This is a genomic window from Hoylesella enoeca JCM 12259 (assembly GCF_000613405.1).
Lineage (GTDB): Bacteria > Bacteroidota > Bacteroidia > Bacteroidales > Bacteroidaceae > Prevotella > Prevotella enoeca.
On the sequence record NZ_BAIX01000002.1, the window covers coordinates 1 to 25,265 of the forward strand.

The following is a 25,265-nucleotide window of genomic DNA, read 5'->3' on the forward strand; positions in this document are numbered from 1 at the left end:
CGACAGACGAGGGGCAGGTAAGCGCAACCCAGGCGATTGAATTTAAGGTAGATTTTGCCGACTATAACGCAGAGCAAGAAGTAGGCGTAACACGTGCAAACAAAGAAGTAAAGCTTGAACAACAAATGGTAGACTTGGGTAATGGAATCCTGGCACAATGCACGCTTCAGCGCGATACAACCAAGCAAACCAAGTCGGCAGCAACCCGCGCATTAGCTAACGACACGTATACGATGCTGGCTTACGACGCAAGCACACATGCGTATAAGGGTGACATTACCGGCACAGTAACCGGCGGCGTATTTACTGCTACTTCTGCCAATAAAGATATTATTCTTACGCCAGGTACGTACGACTTTGTGCTCTACAACAGCAAAGTGACCCGCAGCGGCAACAACCTCACAGTGAATCGTGCTGATGCCGACGCTGCACTGATCGGCCGCACACAACAAGTCATCACAGCCACGCCGCACAAACAGAAAGTACCATTCACCATGAAACATGTGGGCGCCAAAGTAAAGATCAAGCTCACAGGATATATGGACATCCCTGCCGTTACTGCAACATTAGCTTCGGTCAATGCGACCGATGTACCAGGTTCCTCCATTTACGATGCAGCCAATGATACATGGACAGCCGGAACTGGAGCAGCTGTATCTGCCAATACCACATATGCTGCTAGTGCTGAACCCAAATATACTTCTGCCACTTACACTTCAACCAGCAACGAAGACTTAGCCTTCATTGCAACCACTGATGTTTCGAAGCTCAAACTAATTTTCAACAGCGGTAGTATTTATCAGCAGAATATGGCTAACGCAGGCCTTACTTTCAAACCTGCTTCAACGTTAAAGTTCGAGCAAAACGGTGCCTACGTGCTCAATGTCAAACTGATGTACCGTTTTCTTTACTTGATGAGCGATGGCACCACCGGATTCATCAGCGAAACCACCTATGGTGGTGGCACTAAAACGCCTATTGCTGTGGTTTTGAGCCGCAGCAAGCATATGGCTATAGCTCTGAAAGATGCTGATGGTGATGATATGTATTGGTGCTCCAGTCCATATTGGGAAACGGAAGCCAACACACATTCGACATTCGTGGACGGGGATGCATCATTAGCTAGTAAAGCAACTAGTGGCTTAGACGAAACATGGAATGCGAGCTACAGTAAGGGGAGTTTTGGTGTTAAGGCAATTAATCCTGCTTTCATCAGCTTTAAAGCTGCTGCCGAATATAATCCAGGTGTGACTTATACGGGTTCACCTGCTTTGAAATGGTATTTACCTTCTGTTAGTGACTTTAAATGGATGTTCTCTAGTCTAGGTTTCGGTGATAAAACAAAGGTAACCCAGCTTCAGACCAGCTATTCTTGGTATGGGAACTTAGCTAATGTCGCCTTTACACAAGTGGGAGGTACTGTAATAACTGGTAAATGGTTCTGGTCAAGTACAGAAGGCAGCTATCACTATGCCTGGCCCATACGTTCAATCACGTCGTATGTAGAGTGGGTCTATATCCAAAAAAAGAATACCTGTCGCGTCCGCCCCTTCGTTAAGTATTAATGTTGGCGGAATGGCATAATTTGCTCATCCACGGACGTAGATTGTCAAAAATTCTGCCAGGCAGGCAATCCACGGTCGTAGATTGCCAAAAATTCTGCCAGGCAGGCAATCCACGGTCGTAGATTGCCAAAAATTCTGCCAAGCGAGCAATCCACGGTTGTAGATTGCCAAAAAATCTGCCAGGCAGGCAATCTACGGTCGTAGATGAGCAAAAATTGATACCAAGCTGCAGAAAATCGGAAAAATTTCGTATTTTTTCATACAAACTTAAATCAACAAAACAAAATGGTAATCAAGTCTATTCAAAAAACGCATCTCCAAAACATGGAGCATTATCAGTTTGCGTCGCGCGTGCTGCAACTCTGCAACGAGGCCAAAGTGGGGAAACTCACGGCGGTGTTGGGTCCGTTGGCAGCCTGCGTGGCCGACGAAGATCGGGTGCTGAACCAGCCGCGCACCGGGGCCGACACCAAGGCGCTGGAAGAGGCCGATCGCAAACGCGACAAATCCTATCAATCATTGCGGTTGCTCGTGGCGTTGCATCTCAACAGCGCCGACAAGGCCGTGTTGGCCGCCGCCGAAGCCGTGGACCGCGTGATGAAGGCCTACCCCGACGTGGCCGCAAGCAACTATGACAAAGAGACGGGCTTGATCAAAAACCTCGTGGCCGACTTGCGCACGGCTGCACTCGCACCACACGTGGCACGACTCCAAGCACAAGGCTACATCAACCTGCTCGATGCCGACAACAAAGCGTTTGACACGCTGTTTCACGCCCGGGTGAAGTCGGGCGCGCCCGCCGGCTCGTTCGACATCAAACCGCTGCGCGCCGCCACCGACAAAGCTCTCAACGCCGTGCTGCGCCGCATCGACGCTCTCGACGAGCTGGAGCCGTCGGCCCCGATCACCGCACTCATCACACAATATAACAACTTGGTGGACAATCGCCGGACACTGTTGGCCGGTCGGGCGGCCACGAACAAAGCCCACGCCGACAAACAGGCCGAAGCCCTCCGCAAAGAACTCGCCCCCCTCATCCGCAAATTTGAGGAAGCCAACGGCATCGCCCCCAACATCCTCACCTTTACCGGCAAAACCAAAGGCACCGGCAAACAGAAAGCCTATGAATTGGCGTACAGCACTGATCCGAAACGGACGATGTGGGTTGTGCGCGAGAAGGATGAGCTGAAAGAAGTGAAAGAGTGAAAAGATGAATTAACCGGGGAAAAGGGTGAGAAGATGGGTGATGGCTGTCTTTTCACCCTTTTGCTATTTGACAGACTGACATCCGCTGAAAATGAAATCTCTTGGTAGTGATTTGGAGTTATCACGGGAAAACGCTATCTTTGCAGAAAACAGACAGCATGCGTAAAGTGAAAGCAAACTTTTGTTGCACTGTTTTTGCAATCGCACAAATAAAAAAGGTAGGAGGCAAAGCAATGAATACAACGGCAATGCATAAGGAGACGGTAAAGATGGGAGTTTCCAGTATCGCTGGCATCAAATTTCTTAAAAATCTTGCCAAACGCATGGGATGGACGTTCGAACATGAACGCCGTACCGGGCTTGACGAGGCGATAGAAGATTTGAAGGCGGGGCGCGTACACAAGGCCAAGAATGTGGACGAACTTTTTCTTTGTGGAAGGCGAATTAAAGGTGAAAAGGTGAAAGAGTGAAAAAGGTGAATTAGACCGGAAAGGGTGAGAAGATGGGTGATGGCTGTCTTTTCACCCTTTTGCTTTGTGGGGGTAGGGGGGGGTGCATCGTGGGTTAATTACAGGCTGAATGATGAAAAACATCCATCTTGATTTATGCGCATTTTCCAACGCTTTTTCGTAACTTTGCAACGCCGTATGCTCGAATCGAATGCGAACGGGGTGCATTTTCGGCAACATTCGGAGGCGATTGGCACACGACTTTTTATAACAACGGGATGAAATTCAACGAGGTAATCGGGCAGAGAGAAGCGCAGAAACAACTGCTGCAAATGGTGAGCGAACAGCGTGTTGCGCATGCCATGCTGTTGTGCGGGCCGTCGGGTTGCGGAAAAATGGCGCTTGCGCTGGCTTTTGCTTCCTATCTGTTGGGCGAAGACGATAGCCTGCCGACACCGCAAAAACGCAACGCCGAAACGATGCTTCACCGTTGGGAGCATCCCGATTTGCATTTTACCTATCCCGTGATTAGGCCCACCGGCACGTCGAGCGAGCACAAGATGGTGAGCGGAGACTTCGCTCGGCAATGGCGCGAGATGTTGATGCAAGGCCCGTATTTCACAATGGACCAATGGCTCGACCGCATGAAAGCAACCAATCAACAAGCATTGATCGGCGCCGGAGAGAGCGACGAACTCACCCGGAAACTGAGTTTGAAGTCGAGTCAGGGTGGATTCAAGATCAGCATCATCTGGTTGCCCGAGCGAATGAACGCCGAATGTGCCAACAAACTGCTCAAATTGTTGGAAGAGCCGCCGCTTCAAACAGTGTTTCTGATGGTTTGCGAAGCGCCGGAAATGTTGCTCGACACCATTCGAAGTCGTACGCAGCGAATCGACATACGCCGAATTGCCGAGGCAGATATTGAAGAGGCTCTTATCCATAGGCGCGGCATCGACGAGGAGTCGGCCCGTCGCATAGCGCGAGAGTCCAACGGCAGTTGGCTCAAAGCCCTCGAAACGTTGGATGCCGGCAATGAAAACCGCCAGTTTCTCGATCTGTTCATCTCGCTGATGCGCCTCTCTTATCAGCGCAATGTGCGTGAATTGAAGAAATGGAGCGAGGCCGTTTCGGGTTTCGGGCGTGAGAAACAGCGTCGTCTGTTGATCTATTTTGCACGGATGATTCGCGAGAATTTCGTTTACAATTTCCGTAACCCTGCTTTGAATTACATGACTGCCGACGAGGAGAATTTTTCTAAACGTTTTGCCCGTTTCATCAATGAGGCCAATGTGACAGAAATTGCCGAGTTGCTGACCAAAACCCAACGAGACATCGGCCAAAATGCAAACGCCAAGATCGTGTTCTTTGATCTGGCACTGAAAATGATCGTACTGATAATGAGAAAATAACGACTTATGAAATATGAAGATTTGAATTACAAGATATGCAATGATTGCGACCGCGGACTTTGTCACAGTGCCTGCGGGCGACAAGATCGCCAACTCAACACGTATGACTGGTTGGCTGATGTTCCGGGCAATCTTTACAGCACCGATTTGGTGGAAGTTCAGTTTAAGAACACGCGCAAAGGATATTACCACAACGTGAATAATCTCGAGCTGCATAAGGGTGACACCGTTGCCGTGGAAGCCAATCCGGGACATGACATCGGTGTGGTGACACTCACGGGGCGCCTTGTCAAGCTGCAAATTAAGAAAGCAAACCTGAAATCTTCGGATGAGATCCGACGCATCTATCGCCTTGCCAAACAGGTGGATATCGATAAATACAAAGAAGCTAAAAGCCGCGAACACGGCACGATGATTCAGAGTAGGCAGATCGCTAAGGATCTCGGGCTGCAAATGAAGATCGGAGACGTGGAGTATCAAGGCGATGGCAACAAGGCGATTTTCTATTACATCGCCGACGACCGTGTGGATTTCCGGCAGCTGATCAAGATTTTGGCCGAGACGTTTCACATCCGCATCGAAATGAAACAGATTGGCGCGCGGCAGGAAGCAGGTCGCATCGGTGGTACAGGTCCATGCGGACGCGAACTTTGTTGTGCCACTTGGATGAAGAATTTTTCCAGTGTCAGCACCACTGCTGCACGTTATCAAGACATTTCACTCAATCCCCAGAAGCTGGCAGGCATGTGTGCCAAGCTGAAATGTTGTCTTAACTACGAGGTTGACAGTTATGTGGAGGCAAGCAGAAAACTGCCCGGCAAGGATGTTATCCTGCAAACACAAGACAGTGATTATTATTATTTCAAAGCAGATATTCTATCGGGACAGGTGACATATTCTACTGACAAGAATCTCGCTGCCAATCTCGAAACGATCTCGGCAGAACGTGCCCATGAGATTATCGAACTCAATCGGCAGAGCGAAAAGCCGTTGACACTCTTGGCAGACGGCAAACAGAAGGTCTCGAAAAAACCTGTCGATCTGCTGGCTAACGCAGATATCAGTCGCTTCGACAAGTCGAAACAATACAGAAAGAAAGACAACGGCCCGCGAAATAAGCGTAGATCGGAAGGCGAAAGACCGTTAAACGGAGAGCGAAAAGCCGTTGATCGTAAGCCAACTAACCGTTACCGGGAAAACGGCAAACAAGCGGCTGAAAACAAACAGGCTGGATCGGGCAGACAAGTGCGATATAATGGTAATCCGAATCGGCATAACCATGCTGCAAATCGGAGTCAGAAGTCGGATGCTCAATCGCAAAATGCAGAATGAAACTGATGCGAAAAGCCTTTTTCTCATCATTCCTGACACTCGTTCTGCTGTTCGGTGCATGCGGTAACAAGGTGTATGACCGCTTTTGTCATACGCCTCTCGAAGGTTGGGAGAAAAACGACACGCTCTCATTTGCCGTACCTAAGATTGCGAATACAGGACTTTACGGCATTGATTTATCCCTAATCACCAGCGCATCTTACCCTTTTCAAGGTCTGACACTCATCGTCGAGCAACATATTCTGCCCTCAAAACGCACTGAAATAGATACGCTCAGCTGTGTGCTCTTCGATCAAAACGGTCGGTCGAAAGGTCGGGGTATCAGCCGTTATCAATACGAATTTCACGTCAACGACCATCATCTGTCTTCTGACGACAGCCTTTTCGTCACCGTGAGGCATGATATGAAACGTGAGATTTTGCCCGGTATCAGCGATATCGGAATTCAAATCAGAAAGCGGTAGGTCATCTTCGGATCATTCCCCGACTGGCATCGATCCGAAGAAAAATAAACAATAGGAGCGTGAATCCCCATAAAGAGGAACCTCCGTAACTGAAAAACGGCAAGGGAATACCGATCACCGGTGTGAGTCCGAGCACCATCCCCACATTGATAAACACATGGAATAAGAAAATACTCAACACGCAATAGCCGTACACCCGACCGAATGTGAAAGGCTGGCGTTCGGCTAATTTGATGAGTCTTAGGATCAAAGCGAGGAACAGCAACAAGACGGTTGCCGATCCGATAAAGCCTTCTTCTTCGCCCACGGTACAGAAAATGAAATCAGTGTCTTGCTCGGGTACAAACTTTAATTTGGTTTGTGTACCATTGAGAAATCCCTTTCCTTTCAGTCCGCCAGAGCCAATGGCAATCTCACTTTGATGCACATTATAACCGGCTCCGGTCAAATCTTCTTCTAACCCGAGCAAAACATTGATACGAACACGCTGATGCGGTTCCATCACTTCATTGAGAACGTAGTCGGCCGAATAGAAAAATGCAATGGAACTGATGGTAAACAGTGCGATATAAAAATAGGAAGTCAGGCGCGAACTGATTCCCTGATAGATGAAATAAATGATCAGTGCAACAGCGATAGAAAGTTGAACCCACATGATGTCGAATGGAATGACATACTCGGAAAACAACAGAAAAATTAGGGTTATGCCTATTGATAAAGCCGCTAATCGCAAAGCGCGTTTCTTGTCATCGCAATACACATAGACCATTGCCGTAGAAAAGATTTGCACCAATAGCAGAACGATAAATTTTCCGATAGAAGTGGGGGTGTCCCAAAGCAAAACCTGCTCGTATTTGATGCCTGTCACGAAATAAATGATCATGGCAACGCCTGTGAAGAGAATGCTTCCGGGCATTCCTTCACGATAAAACATCAGGAAAAAAGCCAAATAAACAAGTGCAGAACCTGTCTCTTTTTGCGCCACAATAAACAGCATCGGAAGCATCACGACACCGCATGCAGCTGCAAAATGCTTCCATCGGTGGATGTTGAAACCGTAAGTGCTCATCAGTTTGGCTATTGCCAAACCTGTGGCAAACTTAGCAAATTCGGCGGGTTGCAGCCGAAGCGGTCCTAAAACAAGCCACGAACGCGAGCCTTTAATCTCATGCGGATTGAAGATTGTAGCGAAAAGCAACAGCAAAAATATAGCATAAATGACATAGGCAAAGGTGTCATAAAATCTGTCGTCAAGCATCAGCAAGATGAATCCTAAGCAAATGGAAGTGCCGATCCATACGATCTGCATGCCCGATCGAGCACCGAGACTGAATATTTCGGTATCACCATACGTGTAACTGGCACCGCAAACACTCACCCATCCAAATATAAGCAACGCTAAGTAAATGCCGATCGTCCACCAGTCGAGCGATGCAAGCACGCTGGATTGTTTATCTGTTCCTCGCTCCATAAGCTATTCTACGTCGTTGAAACTCTGCCGCCCGTTTCTCAGAAACATCAGAGAGTTTTCCTTTTATATATTGTTCCATCATCAAGGAGCCGATGGGTACGCCATAATCGGCACCGAAGCCGCCATTTTCCACATAAACAGCAATGGCAATCCGAGGCTTTTCCATCGGTGCAAACCCCATAAAAACAGAGTGATCTTGCCCTCGATTCTGTGCTGTTCCGGTCTTTCCACAAACGAGATAATCAGCTCGATTAGCTTCCCTACATGTTCCTTTTACGACTGATGAACGCATTCCTGCCACAATATAATCATAAGCTCGACGACTGGCACGCGTGTAATGGCGACGTGTGAAAGCCGTGTCTAATGGCTCTCCTTGCACCTTTCGGACTACGTGAGGAGTGTAATAATAACCTCGATTGGCGATAGTCGCACCAAGATTAGCAATCTGCAACGGTGTGAGATTCACTTCTCCCTGGCCTATTGCAATACTAATGATTGTCAAACCATTCCAATATCCACGATAAGCTTTATCATAGAACGTGGCGTTGGGTATTAAACCGCGTTTCTCTCCGGGCAAATCGATACCGATTTTATACCCGAATCCCATGCTCACCATATAGTCGCGCCAAGTGTTCATAGCTGTTTCAACATCCTTATATTTACGTCGGTTGGCCATCATATAATATAGTCCCCAACAGAAATAAGCGTTGCACGACGTGCTGATTGCTGAAACCAAATTGAGTGGAGAGGCATGACCGTGACATCCCACATGCAAACCGCGATAATAAAAGCCATGATGACAAGGGAACATCGTATGTGGAGTAATGATGCCTTCGGTCATATAAGTAAGTCCCTGAGATGTTTTAAAAGTCGAACCTGGTGGATATTGTCCCATGATCGAGCGGTTGAGCAGTGGCTTCCAAACATTGCGTGCCAAGGCGAGATGATTCTTTCCACGCTGGTGTCCCACCATAATTCGAGGATCGTAAGTGGGTGATGAAACCATACACAACACTTCACCCGTGGATGGTTCGATTGCAACAATACTGCCGATCTTGCCTTTCATCAAACGCTCTCCAAGTGCTTGCAGCTTGATATCGAGGCTCAATGTAAGGTTTTTACCAGCAACCGGGCGATGATCAAACCGCCCATTCTGATAGCTCCCTTGTATTCTTCCATGGGCATCGCGCAAGAGTATCTGCACGCCTTTCTCTCCTCTGAGTTCCTTTTCATAAGAACGCTCGATGCCGAGTTTACCGATATAGTCGCCCATTTGATAATAATCGTCGTCTTCTATATCGCTTGTCGAAACTTCAGCGACATCTCCCAAGACGTGTGCTGCATAAGGATATTGATACTGGCGCACGCTGCGCTTCTGCACATAAAAGCCCGGAAAACGAAACATCTTCTCTCGAAAGACACTGAAAACCTTGTCAGGAAGCTGACTCATAAATAATTGTTGGGTGAAACGAGAGTATCCTGGATTCTTCGATCGATCCTTAATTTCATCCATTCTTTTGATAAAGAAATCTTTGGCTATCCCCAAAGCATTACAGAATTCAGCTGTATCAAGCCGGCCGCTTTCTTCATTCATCACCACCATAATATCATAAGCAGGTTGATTGTAAACCAATAACTTACCGCCTCGATCAGTGATAATACCACGTGAGGGATATTCAATTTTTTTTTGAAACGCATTACTGTCGGCATTCTTCTTATAATCGTCGCTCATCAATTGCAGTGTAAAGAGCCGCACAATATAGATGACTATGATTACCACAGCCACTCCACCGATTATCAAACGACGATTTCCAAGATTGTAATCCCTCATGAATTGCTTTTTCTCATATTCTCAATCACCAAGATTAAAATCACAGTGAGAACCGTACTTCCACCCACAGCCTCTGCCCACTGCTGCCAATTAAAGAAATTGAATGTTTCTAACGTGAAGAATAATAGGCAATAAGTCAAGACCAAAAGAATGGTGTAATACACGAATTTAGCCGTACCCAGCGAATTTATTGTTGGTTCTAAATCCTCCGGACTGTCACGAGGAATAAAGAGCATCAATAAATAAGGCTGAATGAGTCCTATCAAAGTCATGGACACAGCACTCACACCGGGCGTGTTAGAAAATACATCTACGAAGAGTCCCATCATGAAACTCCATACTAAAATACCGGAACGAGGATAGTTACGACAGAACAATACCACGATGTAAACAGCAAGCAAAGGAGTTGCAAAATTAAAAAGATGGATGTGATTTAACACCAATGCCTGTGCCAACAAGAGAAAGCCAAATCCTAATAGTCGTTTAATTAAATTCGAATCCATTGCCGTTCTCGTTGTCATTACCTGTTTGTAAGCGAATCTTGTGCTGTTCTCAACAATTGCATACGCTCTTCCATCGGTGTATTATCAATCACACACACATCGCGAAGATTACCAAAATCGGTTGCCAATTGCACCTTTAAGCGATACGATAAACCATCAGTCGAATTATAAACATGCTTGATTGTTCCGACCAAAACACCTGGTGGAAAGATCGAAGAATAACCACTGGTAACCACTTTTTCATACAGTTTGAAGTGTGCATGCCGTGGAATATCGTCAACATAAGCCATATCGGTTGCACCACCAGTCCAATGCAATACGCCAAAATAGCCACGTCCTTGAATAGAACAACCAATATTCGACCGTGAATTCAATACTGGAATTACAATGGAATAGTGTGATGAAACTATATAAACAATACCTACGATGCCATTCCCGCAAGCTACTCCCATATCTTTATGCACCCCATCGGCCGATCCTTTATCAATAGTCATGAGATTATCGATCTTATTGACAGTGTTGCTAACCACCTTAGCGGGAATCAGTCGATATTGTTTGAGTTCAGATAGTTGGTTTGAGGATATTGTAGCACTGTCTCTTCCTGTTTTTGCAAGGGTATCCGAGAGTATCCGCACTTGTTGTTCGAGATACAAATTACGCTGAGTCAGCGTCTCATTCATCTTACTCAACGAGAAAAAAGACGCCATCTCGGAACTCCATTTATAACATTGACCGCTCACAGCATTGGCTGAAGAAAACCACACACTGCTCTGATAGTTGTTATATTGGAATAACAACACCAGACCAATCACTTCGAGGATGACGAAAACGAACCAATGATTGTACTTTGCAAGAAACTCCAAGAGATTCCGCATAGCCCTATCTCATCAGGAACGAGAAGCGATCTACGTTTTTCAAAGCTATACCGGCACCTTTTGCCACACTGTGCAACGGATCTTCGGCGATATGGAATGGAATATTGATTTTATCCTGCAAACGACGGTCCAAGCCACGAAGCAAAGCTCCGCCACCGCTAAGATAGATGCCATTCTTCACAATGTCGGCGTAAAGTTCAGGCGGTGTATTCTCCAAAGCAGATAAAACAGCATTCTCTATCTTAGCAACTGTCTTGTCAAGACAATGTGCGATCTCTTGATAACAAACCGGAACTTCCATCGGAAGAGCAGTATACGATTCGGTCCATGCACGATGTAATCCTCGGGAGCCTCTTCTCCAAGATCGGTTAAGGCCGAACCTACATGTATTTTAATACGTTCTGCCATTCGTTCGCTCACTTTCACATTGTGCTGACGGCTCATATACTCCTGAATATCAGACGTAAGATCATCGCCAGCAACACGAATCGAATTATTGGAAACGATTCCGCCCAAAGAAATCACAGCAATCTCGGTACTTCCACCACCGATATCTACAATCATATTACCCTCCGGAGCCTCGACATCAATGCCGATGCCAATAGCTGCGGCCATAGGTTCGAAGATCAGATAAACATCGCGACCGTCGGCGTGTTCGGCTGAATCGCGCACAGCACGAAGTTCAACCTCAGTACTCCCGGACGGTACTCCGATAACCATTCGCAGCGACGGAGAGAACAAACGACTGCCCGTGTGTACCATTCTGATTAATCCGCGCATCATTTGTTCGCACGCCGTGAAGTCAGCAATCACACCATCACGTAATGGACGGATTGTACGGATGCTGTCATGTGTCTTTTCATACATCATCTTTGCTTTCTCTCCGACGGCAATCATCTTGTCCGTGCGGCGATCAAGAGCAACGACCGACGGTTCATCCACAACGATTTTATCATCGCTGATGATAATGGTATTGGCCGTTCCAAGGTCCATTGCAATTTCCTGAACAAACGAAAAAAATCCCATTTCTTAGTTTTTTGAATTATGCGATAAATGATTTCTTATTTGGCAAACCATGCGTGAATGGCCGAATCATAACGACTGCTTACGCCGAAAGCACGTTCTGCCAGCATTTTGCGATCTTCGATGTCGGTCTGTGCACCGTTTTTGTTCAGCAGATTCAGCAACACCGGATATTCGGCTTTGCTCGGAACAATGACCACATCATTGAAGTTCTTAGCACCGGCACGTATCAATGAAATACCGCCGATGTCTATTTTTTCGATGATTTCGGCATCAGATGCACCCTCGGACACGGTTTGTTCAAACGGATATAAGTCCACGATGACCAAGTCAATAGTCGGAATTTCAAACTGTTTCATTTGTTCCGAATCATCGGGACGATCTCGCCGGGCCAGTATTCCACCGAAAATCTTCGGATGCAAAGTCTTCACCCGGCCACCCAAAATTGACGGATAAGAAGTCAAACTCTCAACCGCTTGGCAGTCATAACCCAATGATTCGATGAAATTCTGCGTGCCGCCGGTTGACAAAAAACGTACTCCTTCGGCATTCAATTTAGCGAGTAATTCATCCAACCCATCTTTGTGATAAACCGAAATAAGGGCTGTCTTGATTTGTTTAGTCTCAGACATTCGTTATCGTACTTATATATAATGAGATTGCAAAGTTAAGAAAATCCGTTGATTTCACATGATCTTCGAATTAAAAAAAACATAATAGCAGCTTCCCTCTCTATAAACCGTTAGAGGTTATCAATCAAAAAAAGCGGAAACTCATTCACATGAGCTCCGCTTTTCCATTTTATTTATCAACCATTAAAACAAATTTCAGTCCAGTTGAGCCAGTTTATTGTCAGAGCCAAGCACATCAATGATCTTGTGCTTGTAAAGCTCTGTCATCAGATCGCGTGCCGGGCCACAGTACTTACGCGGATCAAACTCGCCCGGTTTCTCGTTGAACACCTTGCGGACAGCTGCTGTAAAGGCCAGACGAGAGTCTGAGTCGATATTGATTTTGCACACGGCGCTCTTGGAAGCCTTGCGGAGCTGTTCTTCGGGAATACCCACTGCGTCGGGCAACTTACCACCATTCTCATTGATAATCTTCACATATTCCTGTGGAACGGATGAAGAACCGTGGAGCACGATGGGGAATCCGGGCAACTTCTTCATGATCTCATCAAGCACATCGAATGCCAATGGGGGCGGAACCAACAGCCCTGTCTTCGGGTCGCGGGTGCACTGCTCGGGTGTGAACTTATAAGCACCGTGGGATGTTCCGATAGAGATAGCCAGCGAATCAACACCTGTCTTGCTGGTGAAATCGATCACTTCTTCGGGTTTTGTGTAATGAGATACTTCCGAAGCAACCTCGTCTTCAACGCCGGCAAGCACACCTAACTCACCCTCTACGGTCACATCGAATTGGTGCGCATAGTCAACCACTTTCTTGGTCAGGGCTACATTCTCATCGTAAGGCAGTGAAGAACCATCGATCATCACCGAAGAGAAACCGTAATCGATACAACTCTTACAAGTCCCAAACGTATCTCCGTGATCCAAGTGCAGAACGATCTCGGGATGCTTGCAGCCCAACTCTTTTGCGTATTCAACGGCTCCCTGAGCCATATAGCGCAAAAGTGTCTGGTTGGCATAATTCCGAGCACCCTTGGAAACTTGCAAAATAACCGGCGATTTGAGGTCAGAAGAAGCCTTGATAATGGCCTGCAACTGCTCCATATTATTGAAGTTGAATGCCGGAATAGCATAACCGCCGTTGATGGCTCGCTTAAACATCTCACGAGTATTTACCAAGCCTAATGATTTGTAATCTACCATAATTTATTATTTAATTTGAAAACCTGAATCTAATCACGTGCAAAAGTAATACAATAATTTGTTAACGCAAAGCGATAACTAAGTTTTTAATGCCCTGGTGAGGTTAAAATTCTTAACAGTGCAGCGTTTGTCAACCGGAGTTTACACTCTCCTGGCTTTCATTGCTTTATCTTTTCTTTTGCAGCCGAATGGCATACGCCAAAACAACCACATATCCGATAAAAGGCAACAGGAATGGAACGACCATTCCGAAGCTGTCGGCCGCATATCCCATCAGCAAGAAACCACAGCCGCCAATGGGTGTCATCATCAGCAACGAAGACGCACTCTTGGTGAGATTCCCTAATCCAGATAAAGCCAAAGAGAATATTGTAGGAAACATGATGGCCTCGAATAAATAATTGCCGATCAATGACACCATTGAGATGGGTCCCCAATCGGCCAGCACCAGACCAATACACGCCACGCTGCCAACGGCACAACCAAGCAAGACCCGACGTGCATCGACACGCCGCATAATCCAACTACCCACGAATCTCCCCACCATGAAGAAGCCCAAAGCTATCGTCAGCACCACCGAAGCGGTGTTGTCGTTCATCCAACCTTGCCCTGTCACAAAGTTAATAAAATAGCTGTTGATAGATATTTCGGCCACTTCATAGGCCAACAACGACAGTAAACCGAAAACAAACAGCCTTTGATGCCACAACCGAGCAAAGTTTCCGCCACAGCTATTAGCCGTTTTGTCTGTAATAAAATGGGGTATTTCGGGTAGTTTTACGCGTGAAAAAGCCAGTGCGATAACCAACACCAGCACGCCCAAAATGGTGTAAGGGACGGCCACATCATTGTTTGTTTCCGTTTGCCGAAAGAAGAATTGCCCCACGGCAAACGTGGCAAAGAGGCTTCCCAAACCGTTGAACGACTGCGAGAGATTGAGTCTGCTGGTGGCTGTGGCCCTATCACCCAGCTCCGTCACATAGGGATTGGCAGCTGTTTCGAGAAAAGTGAGTCCGCAACCAATGATAAACAATGCTCCGAGAAAGGCGTGAAACGTGCCGATTTTGGCACCGGGAATAAAGAGCAAGGCGCCTATTCCGAACAGCAATAGCCCCAAAACGACACCGCGTCGATAACCGAATCGATTGATAAACAGCCCTGCCGGAATAGCCATCAGGAAATATCCCAGATAGGTTGTGACCTGAATCAGTGCCGATTGGGCGATGGTGATGTGGAGCTCGTTTTGCAAATGCTTGTTCAACACATCGAGAATCGCCCGCGCGAAGCCCCATAAGAAGAACAACATCGTGACCAAAACAAACGGCACCACATATCGCTTGTCAGTCAAAGCAGGTTTTGAAGTTGGCATCATTGATTGAAGGTAGATGGTTTTTAACGGTCAATAGATATTGAAACAAGGGACGGACACTCTCTGATCCGTCCCTTGTGATCTATTCGGAATTATTCTTTTTCAGGATCAATCACTCGCCAAACGAGTGAAGCCATAGCTCCGCCGACAAACGGACCGACGATAAATATCCACAGATTAGTCAATGCCGATCCGCCCTGAAACAGCGCTGGACCGAACGAACGAGCCGGATTCACCGAGGTTCCGGTATAGCGAATGCAGACGAGATGCACTAAAATCAGCGACAAGCCGATAGCCAACCCGGCGAAATTATTGGTTGCGCCATTGGTTTTGGCAGTCGTTCCGAGCACCACCAAGACAAAGACACAGGTGAAAAAGATCTCTGCCAATAGACCACCCAACACCGAAACACCATCCTGCAAATTGTTGGCACCGGTGCCACTGAGCTCTGAATTGGCTGTCAACAACCACAAAACACTGGCGCCAAGCACAGCTCCAATCACCTGAAACAACATATACATACCGGCATCTTTGGCACTCATGCGTCCGCAGAGAAAAACACCCAATGTGATGGCGGGATTAATGTGGCATCCCGAAATACCGCCAATCGTGTAGGCCATAGCCACTACCGACAGGCCGAAAGCCATTGCCGTACCGATCACTGTGCCTGCATTGGCCACATCGACACAGTTGGAAGAACAATTCAAGCTGACAGCTACGCCGCAACCCATTAAGACCAGTACCATCGTACCGATCATTTCTGCTAAATACTTTTTCATACTCTCTTATTATTAATTAAAAAAAATCGCGCGACCGATCATTTACCGATCCCCAAACCAGAATTCAGAAGGGATTCGGATAGACGCTATACACATATACTCCTCTCTAATATGTTGTTTGCACGGCTGCAAAGATAATTTAAGTTTTTTAATATTCCAAATTTATTGGGCGGCAAATCGTCTTTCAGTGTTTGCTTTCCAATCTTTTGAAACACAAATAGTAGCCTTTCAACTAAGCGTTAATCGCACGCCGATTAATCATTATTTGTCGTGCAACTGACGCTTAATCGGCACGTGATTAACGGATAGTTGCAACGAGGCGTGTCCCATGTTATTTTTCAAACGCCAAAGAATGGCGTCAAAATTTGGATATAATATGTGGGCGATTATATATTTTTTCGTATTTTTGCGCATCAAAAATATCAGATCATGGCTATCGTAATTGGAATCGATGTGGGGATCAGCACGACCAAAATCGTGGGTATTCGCGAAGACGGAATCGTCGTTTCGCCCATCCGAATCAAGGCAACCGATCCCGTGACGTCACTTTACGGCGCATTCGGGAAGTATCTGCACGACAACAACATTCAGTTAGAAGATGTGGAGCAGGTGATGTTGACAGGAGTGGGCAGCGCATATATCGATTCACCGATTTATGGTCTGCCCACGGGGAAAGCCGAAGAATTCATAGCCGATGGCTTGGGAGCGCGTTATGAGTCGGCGCTCGACAGAATGATAGTTGTGAGTATGGGCACGGGCACCTCGCTTGTTCAATGCGACGGCGACCATATTGAGCACATCGGCGGCATCGGAATCGGCGGCGGCACACTGCAAGGTTTGGCTCGAATCATGCTCAAGACAGACGATATCAACCAGATTTCCATGCTCGCACAAGATGGCGACATCTCACATATCAATGTTTTGATCGGCGACATCAGTGCTCATCCGTTGCCCGGCTTGCCGATGTCGGCCACAGCATCACTGTTTGGAAATGCCAGCAGCGATGCCTCGCGAGAAGACATTGCATTGGGAATCATCTGCATGGTGTTGCAAGCTATCGGTAGCAGTACGATCCTTTCATCGTTGAGGAGTGGCATCCGCGATTTCGTGATGATAGGTAATCTCACTTTACTTCCACAATGTATGGAAGTCTTTCCAGCCATGGAACAACTTTACGGGGTGCATTTCAGTATTCCCAAATATAGCGAATTTTGCACAGCAATAGGTGCTGCGCTCTGCTATATCAATAAAAAAGATTAACGTTTGGGGGAAATAGGTCGACGAGTTGACGAATAAAGGAGTTGACAAATAGACTTGTTGAGTTATCAACTTGTCTATTTGTCAACTTTCATATATCATCCTAAGATGTGCATTTTACCGACAAAGAAGAGCACGGTGTAACCCAATGCCATGCTGATGATGCCTACCACCAAACCGACTTTGAGCATATCATTCTGCTTCACCAAGCCAGTGGAATAGGCGATAGCATTCGGCGGTGTGGAGATCGGCAGACACATGGCGCTGGAAGCAGCCAAAGCAATACCGATAATGATGGTTGATGTTCCGCCGATAGCACTCAATCGATCACCCATACCCGTACAAACAACGGCCAAGATGGGGACAAGCAAAGCGGCTGTAGCTGTGTTTGAGATGAAGTTTGACAGAAAATAACAGATCAATCCTGAGATAACCAGAATCACAAGAGGTGACCATTGCCCGAAAGGAATGCTTGCAATGGCGGCGTCTGCAAGTCCCGAACCATTCATTCCGAGGCCGAGTGCAAAACCGCCGGCCACCATCCAGATGACACTCCAATCAATGGATTGCAGATCTTTACCATTGATAACACCCGTGATGGCAAAGACTCCGATGGGGATCAATGCAACATTGTTGGCATCTACACCTGTAAAAATGTCGAGCAACCACATCAAAATGGTGACGATAAATGTACCGGCTACCACCCACATACGCCATCCATGATGCACATTACCCGTTATTTCCAGTTCGATTGTCTTCTTTGAGAAAGGAAATAGCTTTTTAAGTACTATCCAACTGATGACCAGCAACGCGATAGCGAGTGGGAACATGAATGACATCCATTGGCCGAAACTAATGCCGAGATTCAGTCCCTCGGGATTATTCAGTGCCTGCAAGGCAATCGCATTGGGAGGAGTTCCGATGGGAGTAGCCATACCTCCGATATTGGCGGCAATGGGAATAGAGAGTGTCAAGGCGATGCGTCCTTTTCCGTTTGCAGGCAGTGCGGCGAAGACCGGCGTGAGAAAAGTGAGCATCATAGCTGCTGTGGCAGTATTGCTGACAAACATCGAGAAGATACCCGTGATCAACAAGAAGCCCAGTAACACATTCTCACTTTTGTTTCCGAATGGTTTGATCAGATTCTTAGCCAACAACACATCTAATCCTGACTTGGTGGCAGCAATCGCCAAGATAAATCCACCGAGGAAAAGCATAATGACAGGGTTAGCAAATGTGGCCATAATATCTTTGGAGCTGAGTAGTTTTCCAAAGGCAGCACTCTCTTCTCCTTTGAAAACCGATATACTATTATCGGATATGGTGAGGCACATCAAGGTGATGATACCCAATGATGTTGCCCACGAGGGGATTGCTTCGGTCAACCACGAGAGCGTAGCGAATACGAAAACTGCAATTACTCGCTGCTGAATGACGGTGAGTCCGTCGATGCCAAAACATGACTGCGGTAGATTCCACACAATGGCCGTAATGACAGCAATCACGATCAGCTCGATAACCTTCTTACTTTCAACATGGTTGGTCAGTACATTTGATTTTTCTTCTGACATAGTTTTGATTGTTTAGTTAATGGATTCAATAAGCGCAAAGATAGTATTTTTCAGAGAAATGCATACACTTCATTATCAAAAATCTTTATTTTTACGCTTATCGAGCTGTTTTTTTCGTATCTTTGTCGGTGCGATCGGTTCAGAATCAGTGATTAAAAGGGAATCCAGGTGCAAATCCTGAACAGTCCCGCTGCTGTAAGCCGTCCTTTATTGAGTACGAACACACATGCCACTGAGCTTTATCGGGAAGGCGTTCGTGCTCGGACAGCAAAGTCAGAAGACCTGCCATCGTTTATGATTTCCCACGACTCGAGGAAGGAATGGGATAGTACAAACAAATCATTTAATGAGATAAAGGAAAGGAACAGATGCGGTTTGCGTATCATTTTCTGTTCTTAGCGCTGTTGATGGGACTCCCGGTTACGGCCCATCCGACTGATTCGCTGCGTGTACACACACTCGACAGCGTAGAGATTTCGGCTGCCAAGGCGGATCATCCGGTTAAGTCGGCTGTGCCGGTTCAGACATTGAGCCAAGAGAAGATGTTGCACCTGGGCATCCAGGGTATTGCAGATGCATTATTACACATCGCCGGAATCACCGTCAGAGATTATGGCGGGGCCGGCGGAATGAAGACAGTGTCGGTAAGAGGAATCGGCAGCAGACATACGGGAGTGACCTATGACGGCGTGGCTTTGAGCGATTGTCAGACTGGAGAGATAGACCTTTCTCGTTACGCTCTTGACCACGTGTCGAGTCTTTCATTAACGATTGGGGATGGGGATGAGATCTTTATCCCGGCACGCAATGTCACCACTGCTGCTACGGTGAATTTACGGACGATCTCATCTCCTACCAACGATTTCACCACACATCTCAGGGCGCAGATGGCTTGGGGTGCATGGTGCACATTAAACCCGTCTTTTTATATAAGCAAACGGTTCAGCCGGCGATTTGCTTGTGCTGCAACGGCAGAATATACCTACTCGAAGAACGATTACCCTTTTACCCTTTACAATGTAGATTTGGTTACGCGAGAACGCCGAAACAACAGTCGGATGAGTTCGGGACATGCCGAGACAAATCTCGCTTATGATTTCAACGACCGCCATTCGGTCTCCGGCAAGATCTACTATTATGACAATGACAGACAACTGCCGGGCATCGTACATTATTATACCAATGAGAATGACGAGACACTGCGCGAACGCAACACCTTCGTACAGGTGCAATATCGCAGCAGACTGGACGATCGATGGTCGCTGCTGATAACCGGTAAGTTCAATTGGGCTATGTCTGATTATCATAACGGGCAGCCCAGCGGAGGCATTACCAGCGCACAATATTGGCAACGAGAGGCTTATGGTTCGGCAGCCTTACTCTATACGCCAGCTCGGTGGCTGGCCGTCGACTACTCTGCTGATTATGTGTGGCAGAACCTAAGCAGCAGCCTGACCACAGTCAAGACTCCATTCAGACATTCTCTATGGCAGAGCCTATCGACAAAGATCATGCTCGGGCGTTTCACTGCGATAGCACGATTACTCGGCTCCATCTATTTCAATGGAGCCAAAGACGGTGTGCCCAACCATCATGAATACCGGCTGTCACCCTCCATGAGTCTCTCCTATCGCTTGTTTCCGCGTGAAGAACTTTATCTTCGGGCTTTCTGGAAGCACATTTTCCGGGTTCCCACCTTCAACGAACTATATTATTATCACATCGGCAGTGCAGACCTGAAACCTGAAATAGCCGAACAATTCAATCTCGGTGTGACCTATGCCACATCAAACCGACAGTCTCCCTGGCGCGTGCAGTTCACGCTCGACACCTATATAAATAATGTAAAGGATAAGATCATTGCCATCCCGTTCAACATGTTTGTATGGCGCATGATGAATATGGCAAAAGTCCGGGCGTATGGCATAGACCTGACGACAGATGCCAAGCGACGAATTGGCATGCGTCATTCGGCAGGACTCACAGCAAACTACTCCTGGCAACGGGCCGAAAACCGCATCAATCCTGCGTCGGCATATTATAAAAATCAAATCGCCTACACCCCCATCCATTCTTTTTCGATCACACTGACCTGGCAGAATCCATGGGTCAACTGGGCGGTAACGATCGACGGGCAGAGCCAACGGTGGACGACAAGGGAGCATAGCCCGGGAACTGCCATGGCCGGATACACCGAAACAGACGTCAGCGCTTATCGGTCGTTCCCTTTGGGCAGAGGCCTCCTGACAACCAGAGCCGCAGTGATGAATGTCACAGACAAGTCGTATAGCATCGTGGCTCATTATCCGATGCCAGGCCGCTCGTGGCGGATTGCGATAAGATATGAATTTTAATCAACAACAAATATAAACGTATGAAAAAGTATTTAGTTAGTTTCTTATGGCTATTGATAAGCCTATCAGTGATCACGTCTTGTAGCGATGACGACAACAAAGGTGGTCGGGAACCGGTCGAAGTGACCGATGGTGTCTTTATTCTCAATCAGGGTAATTACTTCTCCCAGATCAACGGTTCGCTCGATTATCTCAACTACTCCACCAATCTCATCTCGCGCGACGTCTTCCAGCGGGCTAACGGCCGTTCCTTAGGCGGCACGCCCAATGATATCGTCGTTGTCGATGGAAAGCTGTATATAGCAGCAGCCGATGAAAATCGGGTGGAGGTCTTAGACGTGAAGACACTGAAAGCAGCCGCCCCCATAACCATCAAGACACCGCGTGCACTGGCCACCGACGGCCGTTTCGTCTATGTAACGAGCTATGCCGGTACGGTTTCCAAGATCGACGTATCGACCGGCAAGATCGTTGCCACATCAGTGAAGATCGGAGCTAATCTCGAAGGCATTACGGTATTGAACGGCAAACTGTATGTATGCAATGCCTATAACCCCGATTATACATACAACACCAATGTCGTCAAGCTCAGCGCATCAGACTTGTCTAAACAAGGAAACATCACCGTTGCAGCCAATCCGAACCGCATCCTGAACGACGGAACTAACGTCTATGTCATCAGTTGGGGTAATTATATGGATGTGTCACCCTGTTTGCAGAAGATCGATCCAGCCGACAAGGTGACGAAATTGACCGACGGAGCCACTTACATGGCTTACCATCAGGGGAAGATCTATCTCGTGAACCATGTTTATTCCAAACCCGATTACACGGTCTATGACTTGGCTACGTCGACGGTCGCAACCTTTATCGAAGGAAAAGAGCTATTCCAACCTTACGCCATAGCCGTAGATCCCGTGACGGGAAAGGTGTTCATCACATCTTACAGCAAAGATTCCGACACGGGAAAGGTCAGCTACACCACCGACGGCTATATCGCGGAATATGATTCCACGGGCGCCTTTCTCGGCAAGTTCTCGGTCGGCGTAGGTCCCGGCTCCCTGGTTTTTGCATCTCACCGGGAATAATAGATGCACCTAAGACTCTGTTTGATTCTATGGGCAGCGGTGGCGCTGTCATCGTGCGGCAGTCGGAACAGCAACCGACGGCACGATGACGGCGACACTCTTCGCTTTGCCTATGCTTCTCAGATCACGGCTGTCAGGCATCGAGACTATACGGTCGTCACATTAAAGAATCCTTGGCGACCGGGTCGAGTGCTGCACACCTATATTTTGGTTGATCGAAAAGATGCTGCGCGCGTGGGCCGACTTCCCGTAGGAACTGTGGTTTATACACCTTTGCGCAGCAGTGTGGTATTTACCACGGCACACTGCCGGCTATTGGAATATCTGCACACAGACGATGCCATCACCGGAGTTTGCGATTTGAAATACATCCTCATACCCCGGATTCAGCAACGGGTGAAGCAGGAACAGTCGCCGACTGCGGCGAGGCAATGGCACCGTCTATCGAGAAAATCATCGATTTGCATCCGCAGGCATTGCTGGTTTCTCCTTTCGAGAATAGCGGCGGATTCGGAAAGTTGGATAAGCTCGGTATTCCCATCATCGAATGTGCCGATTACATGGAGACATCGGCCTTGGGGCGGGCCGAGTGGATGAAGTTTTACGGTCTGCTTTACGGATGTGAGCAGCGGGCCGACTCGTTGTTTGCCGCCGTGGAGCACCATTATAATCGTTTGAAAACATCGGCAGAGAAGATGCCGCCAGGCCAATCGGTGTTGCTCGACCGCAAGACAGGGAGCGTGTGGTACTGTCCTGGTGGACAGAGTACCATTGGCAGAATGCTCGCCGATGCCCATGCCCGTTACGCCTTCGCATCCGACTTGCATAGCGGATCGCTAGCATTGCCGTTTGAGACCGTGCTCGACAAAGCCGGCGATGCTGACGTTTGGCTCATCAAGACATTCGGCGAGAAGATGTCGGCGCGAGCGGATCTGCTGGCCGAGTTTCCCGGATACGGTGCGCTGAAAGCCTTTAAGACGGGCCGGATCTTCATCTGCAACACCGCCGAGTACCCCTATTTCGAAGAGACACCATTCCGTCCCGACTACTTGCTCGCAGAGCTGATCGACATCCTCCACCCCAATGCTTCTCGCCCTCGCCTCCCATCCCACCACTACTTCTCATTGATCGGTCAGGAGTAGCAGACGGGGGACGTAAAATCAGTGCATGCACTCTTTCAAATGAGTGCATGCACTGTTTGCCAGCAATACATGTCTTGTTGTTCTGTTCTAATCCCTCAAACATCCTATTGGAACGACATACACGCCATCCTCTCTTCTGAAAGCATATTTGCCGACAGCAGTTAGGACCATCAGGAAAGCCGGATTCTTCATCTTATCCGTATCGATCTTATCAGCCAATGCCAATAAGTTGGCTGCTCCTTCTTCTATAAGTTTATCACCTCCCAGTTTGATTTCGATCAAACCGTATGATCCATTGCGCAAGTGAATCACCGTATCACATTCCAGCCCGCTCTTATCTCTGTAATGATACACCCTCCCATCCAATGCGTCAGCATAGACACGTAAGTCACGCACACACAAGGTTTCGAAAAACGACCCAAAGGTATTCAAGTCATTCATTAGATCCATCGGTCCGAGTCCTAATGCAGCACAAGCAATAGAGGGATCCACAAAATACCTGGTATCGGATGTGCGGATAGCCGTCTTGCTTCTCAAATTCGGATGCCATGCAGGCATATCTTCAATCACGAAAATCTGCCTTAGAGCTTTCAGGTAAGAACTTACGGTTTCGTCGCTCATGTCCTCCGAGTCGTTTGTGACGATATCGGTCAAAATGGTGGCAACACTGGTCTGAGTGCCTTGATGACGAGCATAGGACCTCATCAGTCGCCTGGCTCGTTCTTCGTCTCTTTGAATATGATCTACACGGGAAATATCGGAACGCGTAATCGCTTCGTAATATGCTATGGCCTGCATCAATGCAGCCTTCTCTGATTTCTTGGAGATAGACCGCGGCCATCCCCCTCTGCATACCAGGAAAACCATTTGCTCCATCGTGATATGATTGTTGGCCTCAATGGGACTTTGTGACTTGAACAGATTACCCAAACTGATTTCTCCATTAGACTCACCTGACTCCCATAGACTCATCGGCCTCATCATCAGCCAGCTATAACGTGCGGTTCCGGTATGATGTATCTTTTCCCGGTCAACAGGAACGGCAGAGCCTGTCAGCATGAATTGTCCATCCTCTCCACGATGATCGACCTCAAAGCGGATGGCATCCCAGAATCTGGGGACAATCTGCCATTCATCAATCAATCTGGGCGTATCCCCTTGCAACAGAAAGCGGATATTGGTTTGGGCCATCTGCATATACTGTTCCACATTGTCCGGATCATCCATATAGAGAACACTCTTAGCTTGTTGTTCGGCCGTTGTTGTCTTTCCACAACCTTTAGCCCCCTCAATCAAGACAGCTCCCATGGCATTCAATCTGTCGGTGAGCATCTGATCTGCGATACGTTTCTTGTAGTTCTTTGTCTCCATCATGATTTATTTTCTACAAAGGTATTGTTTTTAATACACTCCACCAAAGTTCTCAGCTACAGATTTGGCAATTTGGCCGATTTTCATTTGGCAATTTGGCCGGGTTTCATTTGGCAATTTGGCTTGTTTCATGATGTTGCTTCGTGAGATGAGTCGGCGTTCTTACCTTATATATATAAGGTATATACTCTATTAAATGAGATCAACTGGTGGCACGCTATGGCCGGATTCGGTCACAGACCGATATGGCATGCCGAGAAGTATACGACTTGTGCCCGACAACTCCCATGGGAGTCACCGACAAGTAGCATACTTCTCGTTCGGCAGCAGCGGACACACTCCTGTTTCATAACCATCAATATGCT

General features: G+C 47.5%; 20 protein-coding genes, 1 pseudogene and 1 riboswitch. Of the genes and pseudogenes, 10 read left to right on the forward strand and 11 right to left on the reverse strand.

Annotated features, from left to right (window positions below; translation table 11 throughout):
• Window positions 1-125 precede the first annotated feature (125 nt).
• From JCM12259_RS00735 to JCM12259_RS00760, 6 genes are all read left to right on the forward strand, one after another.
• Window positions 126-1,565, forward strand: coding sequence for a fibrobacter succinogenes major paralogous domain-containing protein (locus tag JCM12259_RS00735; RefSeq protein WP_148299530.1), 1,440 nt, complete (start codon window positions 126-128; stop codon window positions 1,563-1,565).
• 285 nt (window positions 1,566-1,850) lie between these two features.
• A complete protein-coding gene (locus JCM12259_RS00740; protein WP_025065038.1) occupies window positions 1,851-2,771 on the forward strand; it encodes a DUF6261 family protein in 921 nt (306 codons plus the stop codon).
• Window positions 2,772-3,004: 233 nt separating this feature from the next.
• Window positions 3,005-3,241, forward strand: coding sequence for a hypothetical protein (locus tag JCM12259_RS00745; RefSeq protein ID WP_148299531.1), 237 nt, complete (start codon window positions 3,005-3,007; stop codon window positions 3,239-3,241).
• A gap of 257 nt (window positions 3,242-3,498) precedes the next feature.
• Window positions 3,499-4,632, forward strand: coding sequence for a DNA polymerase III subunit (locus tag JCM12259_RS00750; RefSeq protein ID WP_025065040.1), 1,134 nt, complete (start codon window positions 3,499-3,501; stop codon window positions 4,630-4,632).
• Between the two features lie 6 nt (window positions 4,633-4,638).
• Entirely contained in the window at window positions 4,639-5,964 is a 1,326-nt protein-coding gene (locus JCM12259_RS00755) for a PSP1 domain-containing protein (protein WP_025065041.1), read from the forward strand.
• Window positions 5,965-5,969: 5 nt separating this feature from the next.
• The gene (locus tag JCM12259_RS00760; RefSeq protein ID WP_025065042.1) at window positions 5,970-6,428 is read left to right on the forward strand and encodes a gliding motility lipoprotein GldH; all 459 of its coding nucleotides are present in this window, start codon (window positions 5,970-5,972) and stop codon (window positions 6,426-6,428) included.
• Window position 6,429: 1 nt separating this feature from the next.
• Here the strand turns inward: JCM12259_RS00760 and rodA are convergent, their stop codons facing one another.
• The 9 genes and pseudogenes from rodA to JCM12259_RS00805 all read right to left on the reverse strand — a co-directional run bounded on the left by rodA (window position 6,430) and on the right by JCM12259_RS00805 (window position 16,117).
• Window positions 6,430-7,899: a rod shape-determining protein RodA gene (gene rodA, locus JCM12259_RS00765; RefSeq protein ID WP_025065043.1), complete on the reverse strand. Its 1,470-nt coding sequence runs from the start codon at window positions 7,897-7,899 to the stop codon at window positions 6,430-6,432.
• Window positions 7,880-9,730: a penicillin-binding protein 2 gene (gene mrdA / locus JCM12259_RS00770; RefSeq protein ID WP_025065044.1), complete on the reverse strand. Its 1,851-nt coding sequence runs from the start codon at window positions 9,728-9,730 to the stop codon at window positions 7,880-7,882. Before mrdA ends, rodA begins: the two co-directional genes overlap by 20 nt.
• Window positions 9,727-10,233, reverse strand: coding sequence for a rod shape-determining protein MreD (mreD, locus tag JCM12259_RS00775; protein WP_025065045.1), 507 nt, complete (start codon window positions 10,231-10,233; stop codon window positions 9,727-9,729). Before mreD ends, mrdA begins: the two co-directional genes overlap by 4 nt.
• 17 nt (window positions 10,234-10,250) lie before the next feature.
• Entirely contained in the window at window positions 10,251-11,108 is an 858-nt protein-coding gene (gene mreC, locus JCM12259_RS00780; protein ID WP_025065046.1) for a rod shape-determining protein MreC, read from the reverse strand.
• A gap of 4 nt (window positions 11,109-11,112) precedes the next feature.
• Window positions 11,113-12,134, reverse strand: a pseudogene (locus JCM12259_RS13030) (rod shape-determining protein).
• Between the two features lie 35 nt (window positions 12,135-12,169).
• On the reverse strand, window positions 12,170-12,763 hold the full coding sequence (locus JCM12259_RS00790; protein ID WP_025065047.1) for an IMP cyclohydrolase: 594 nt from the start codon (window positions 12,761-12,763) through the stop codon (window positions 12,170-12,172).
• Between the two features lie 195 nt (window positions 12,764-12,958).
• The gene (locus tag JCM12259_RS00795) at window positions 12,959-13,969 is read right to left on the reverse strand and encodes a class II fructose-bisphosphate aldolase (RefSeq protein ID WP_025065048.1); all 1,011 of its coding nucleotides are present in this window, start codon (window positions 13,967-13,969) and stop codon (window positions 12,959-12,961) included.
• 166 nt (window positions 13,970-14,135) lie between these two features.
• Window positions 14,136-15,338 carry a sugar MFS transporter gene (locus JCM12259_RS00800; protein WP_025065049.1) on the reverse strand — a complete coding sequence of 401 codons (1,203 nt, stop codon included), beginning with the start codon at window positions 15,336-15,338 and terminating at the stop codon, window positions 14,136-14,138.
• A 92-nt stretch (window positions 15,339-15,430) separates the two neighbouring features.
• Window positions 15,431-16,117, reverse strand: a complete 687-nt coding sequence (locus JCM12259_RS00805) for an MIP/aquaporin family protein (RefSeq protein ID WP_025065050.1) — start codon at window positions 16,115-16,117, stop codon at window positions 15,431-15,433.
• Between the two features lie 429 nt (window positions 16,118-16,546).
• Here JCM12259_RS00805 and coaW point away from each other — a divergent pair, with 429 nt between their 5' ends.
• Complete coding sequence (coaW, locus tag JCM12259_RS00810; protein ID WP_025065051.1) at window positions 16,547-17,377, forward strand: type II pantothenate kinase; 831 nt, start codon at window positions 16,547-16,549, stop codon at window positions 17,375-17,377.
• Window positions 17,378-17,472: 95 nt separating this feature from the next.
• Here the strand turns inward: coaW and JCM12259_RS00815 are convergent, their stop codons facing one another.
• Entirely contained in the window at window positions 17,473-18,945 is a 1,473-nt protein-coding gene (locus JCM12259_RS00815) for an SLC13 family permease (protein WP_025065052.1), read from the reverse strand.
• 117 nt (window positions 18,946-19,062) lie between these two features.
• A riboswitch (cobalamin riboswitch) is annotated at window positions 19,063-19,249 on the forward strand.
• 64 nt (window positions 19,250-19,313) lie between these two features.
• On the opposite strand from JCM12259_RS00815, the gene JCM12259_RS00820 reads away from it, so the two are divergent.
• The 3 genes from JCM12259_RS00820 (at window position 19,314) to JCM12259_RS17570 (ending at window position 23,529) form a co-directional block, all read left to right on the forward strand.
• Window positions 19,314-21,299 carry a TonB-dependent receptor plug domain-containing protein gene (locus tag JCM12259_RS00820; protein WP_025065053.1) on the forward strand — a complete coding sequence of 662 codons (1,986 nt, stop codon included), beginning with the start codon at window positions 19,314-19,316 and terminating at the stop codon, window positions 21,297-21,299.
• 20 nt (window positions 21,300-21,319) lie between these two features.
• Window positions 21,320-22,387 carry a DUF5074 domain-containing protein gene (locus JCM12259_RS00825; RefSeq protein ID WP_025065054.1) on the forward strand — a complete coding sequence of 356 codons (1,068 nt, stop codon included), beginning with the start codon at window positions 21,320-21,322 and terminating at the stop codon, window positions 22,385-22,387.
• Between the two features lie 431 nt (window positions 22,388-22,818).
• A complete protein-coding gene (locus JCM12259_RS17570; protein ID WP_309546388.1) occupies window positions 22,819-23,529 on the forward strand; it encodes an ABC transporter substrate-binding protein in 711 nt (236 codons plus the stop codon).
• An 87-nt stretch (window positions 23,530-23,616) separates the two neighbouring features.
• On the opposite strand, the gene JCM12259_RS00835 is transcribed toward JCM12259_RS17570, so the two are convergent.
• Complete coding sequence (locus JCM12259_RS00835; RefSeq protein ID WP_199898768.1) at window positions 23,617-24,900, reverse strand: ATP-binding protein; 1,284 nt, start codon at window positions 24,898-24,900, stop codon at window positions 23,617-23,619.
• Window positions 24,901-25,265 lie beyond the last annotated feature (365 nt).

Excerpts from the sequence above, each read along its gene's own strand:
- JCM12259_RS00735 (WP_148299530.1), top strand. The coding sequence starts at position 126 with ATGGTAGACTTGGGTAATGGAATCCTGGCACAATGCACGCTTCAGCGC.
- JCM12259_RS00740 (WP_025065038.1), top strand. The coding sequence starts at position 1,851 with ATGGTAATCAAGTCTATTCAAAAAACGCATCTCCAAAACATGGAGCAT.
- JCM12259_RS00745 (WP_148299531.1), top strand. The coding sequence starts at position 3,005 with ATGAATACAACGGCAATGCATAAGGAGACGGTAAAGATGGGAGTTTCC.
- JCM12259_RS00750 (WP_025065040.1), top strand. The coding sequence starts at position 3,499 with ATGAAATTCAACGAGGTAATCGGGCAGAGAGAAGCGCAGAAACAACTG.
- JCM12259_RS00755 (WP_025065041.1), top strand. The coding sequence starts at position 4,639 with ATGAAATATGAAGATTTGAATTACAAGATATGCAATGATTGCGACCGC.
- JCM12259_RS00760 (WP_025065042.1), top strand. The coding sequence starts at position 5,970 with ATGCGAAAAGCCTTTTTCTCATCATTCCTGACACTCGTTCTGCTGTTC.
- rodA (WP_025065043.1), bottom strand. The coding sequence starts at position 7,899 with ATGGAGCGAGGAACAGATAAACAATCCAGCGTGCTTGCATCGCTCGAC.
- mrdA (WP_025065044.1), bottom strand. The coding sequence starts at position 9,730 with ATGAGGGATTACAATCTTGGAAATCGTCGTTTGATAATCGGTGGAGTG.
- mreD (WP_025065045.1), bottom strand. The coding sequence starts at position 10,233 with ATGGATTCGAATTTAATTAAACGACTATTAGGATTTGGCTTTCTCTTG.
- mreC (WP_025065046.1), bottom strand. The coding sequence starts at position 11,108 with ATGCGGAATCTCTTGGAGTTTCTTGCAAAGTACAATCATTGGTTCGTT.
- JCM12259_RS00790 (WP_025065047.1), bottom strand. The coding sequence starts at position 12,763 with ATGTCTGAGACTAAACAAATCAAGACAGCCCTTATTTCGGTTTATCAC.
- JCM12259_RS00795 (WP_025065048.1), bottom strand. The coding sequence starts at position 13,969 with ATGGTAGATTACAAATCATTAGGCTTGGTAAATACTCGTGAGATGTTT.
- JCM12259_RS00800 (WP_025065049.1), bottom strand. The coding sequence starts at position 15,338 with ATGCCAACTTCAAAACCTGCTTTGACTGACAAGCGATATGTGGTGCCG.
- JCM12259_RS00805 (WP_025065050.1), bottom strand. The coding sequence starts at position 16,117 with ATGAAAAAGTATTTAGCAGAAATGATCGGTACGATGGTACTGGTCTTA.
- coaW (WP_025065051.1), top strand. The coding sequence starts at position 16,547 with ATGGCTATCGTAATTGGAATCGATGTGGGGATCAGCACGACCAAAATC.
- JCM12259_RS00815 (WP_025065052.1), bottom strand. The coding sequence starts at position 18,945 with ATGTCAGAAGAAAAATCAAATGTACTGACCAACCATGTTGAAAGTAAG.
- JCM12259_RS00820 (WP_025065053.1), top strand. The coding sequence starts at position 19,314 with ATGCGGTTTGCGTATCATTTTCTGTTCTTAGCGCTGTTGATGGGACTC.
- JCM12259_RS00825 (WP_025065054.1), top strand. The coding sequence starts at position 21,320 with ATGAAAAAGTATTTAGTTAGTTTCTTATGGCTATTGATAAGCCTATCA.
- JCM12259_RS17570 (WP_309546388.1), top strand. The coding sequence starts at position 22,819 with ATGGCACCGTCTATCGAGAAAATCATCGATTTGCATCCGCAGGCATTG.
- JCM12259_RS00835 (WP_199898768.1), bottom strand. The coding sequence starts at position 24,900 with ATGGAGACAAAGAACTACAAGAAACGTATCGCAGATCAGATGCTCACC.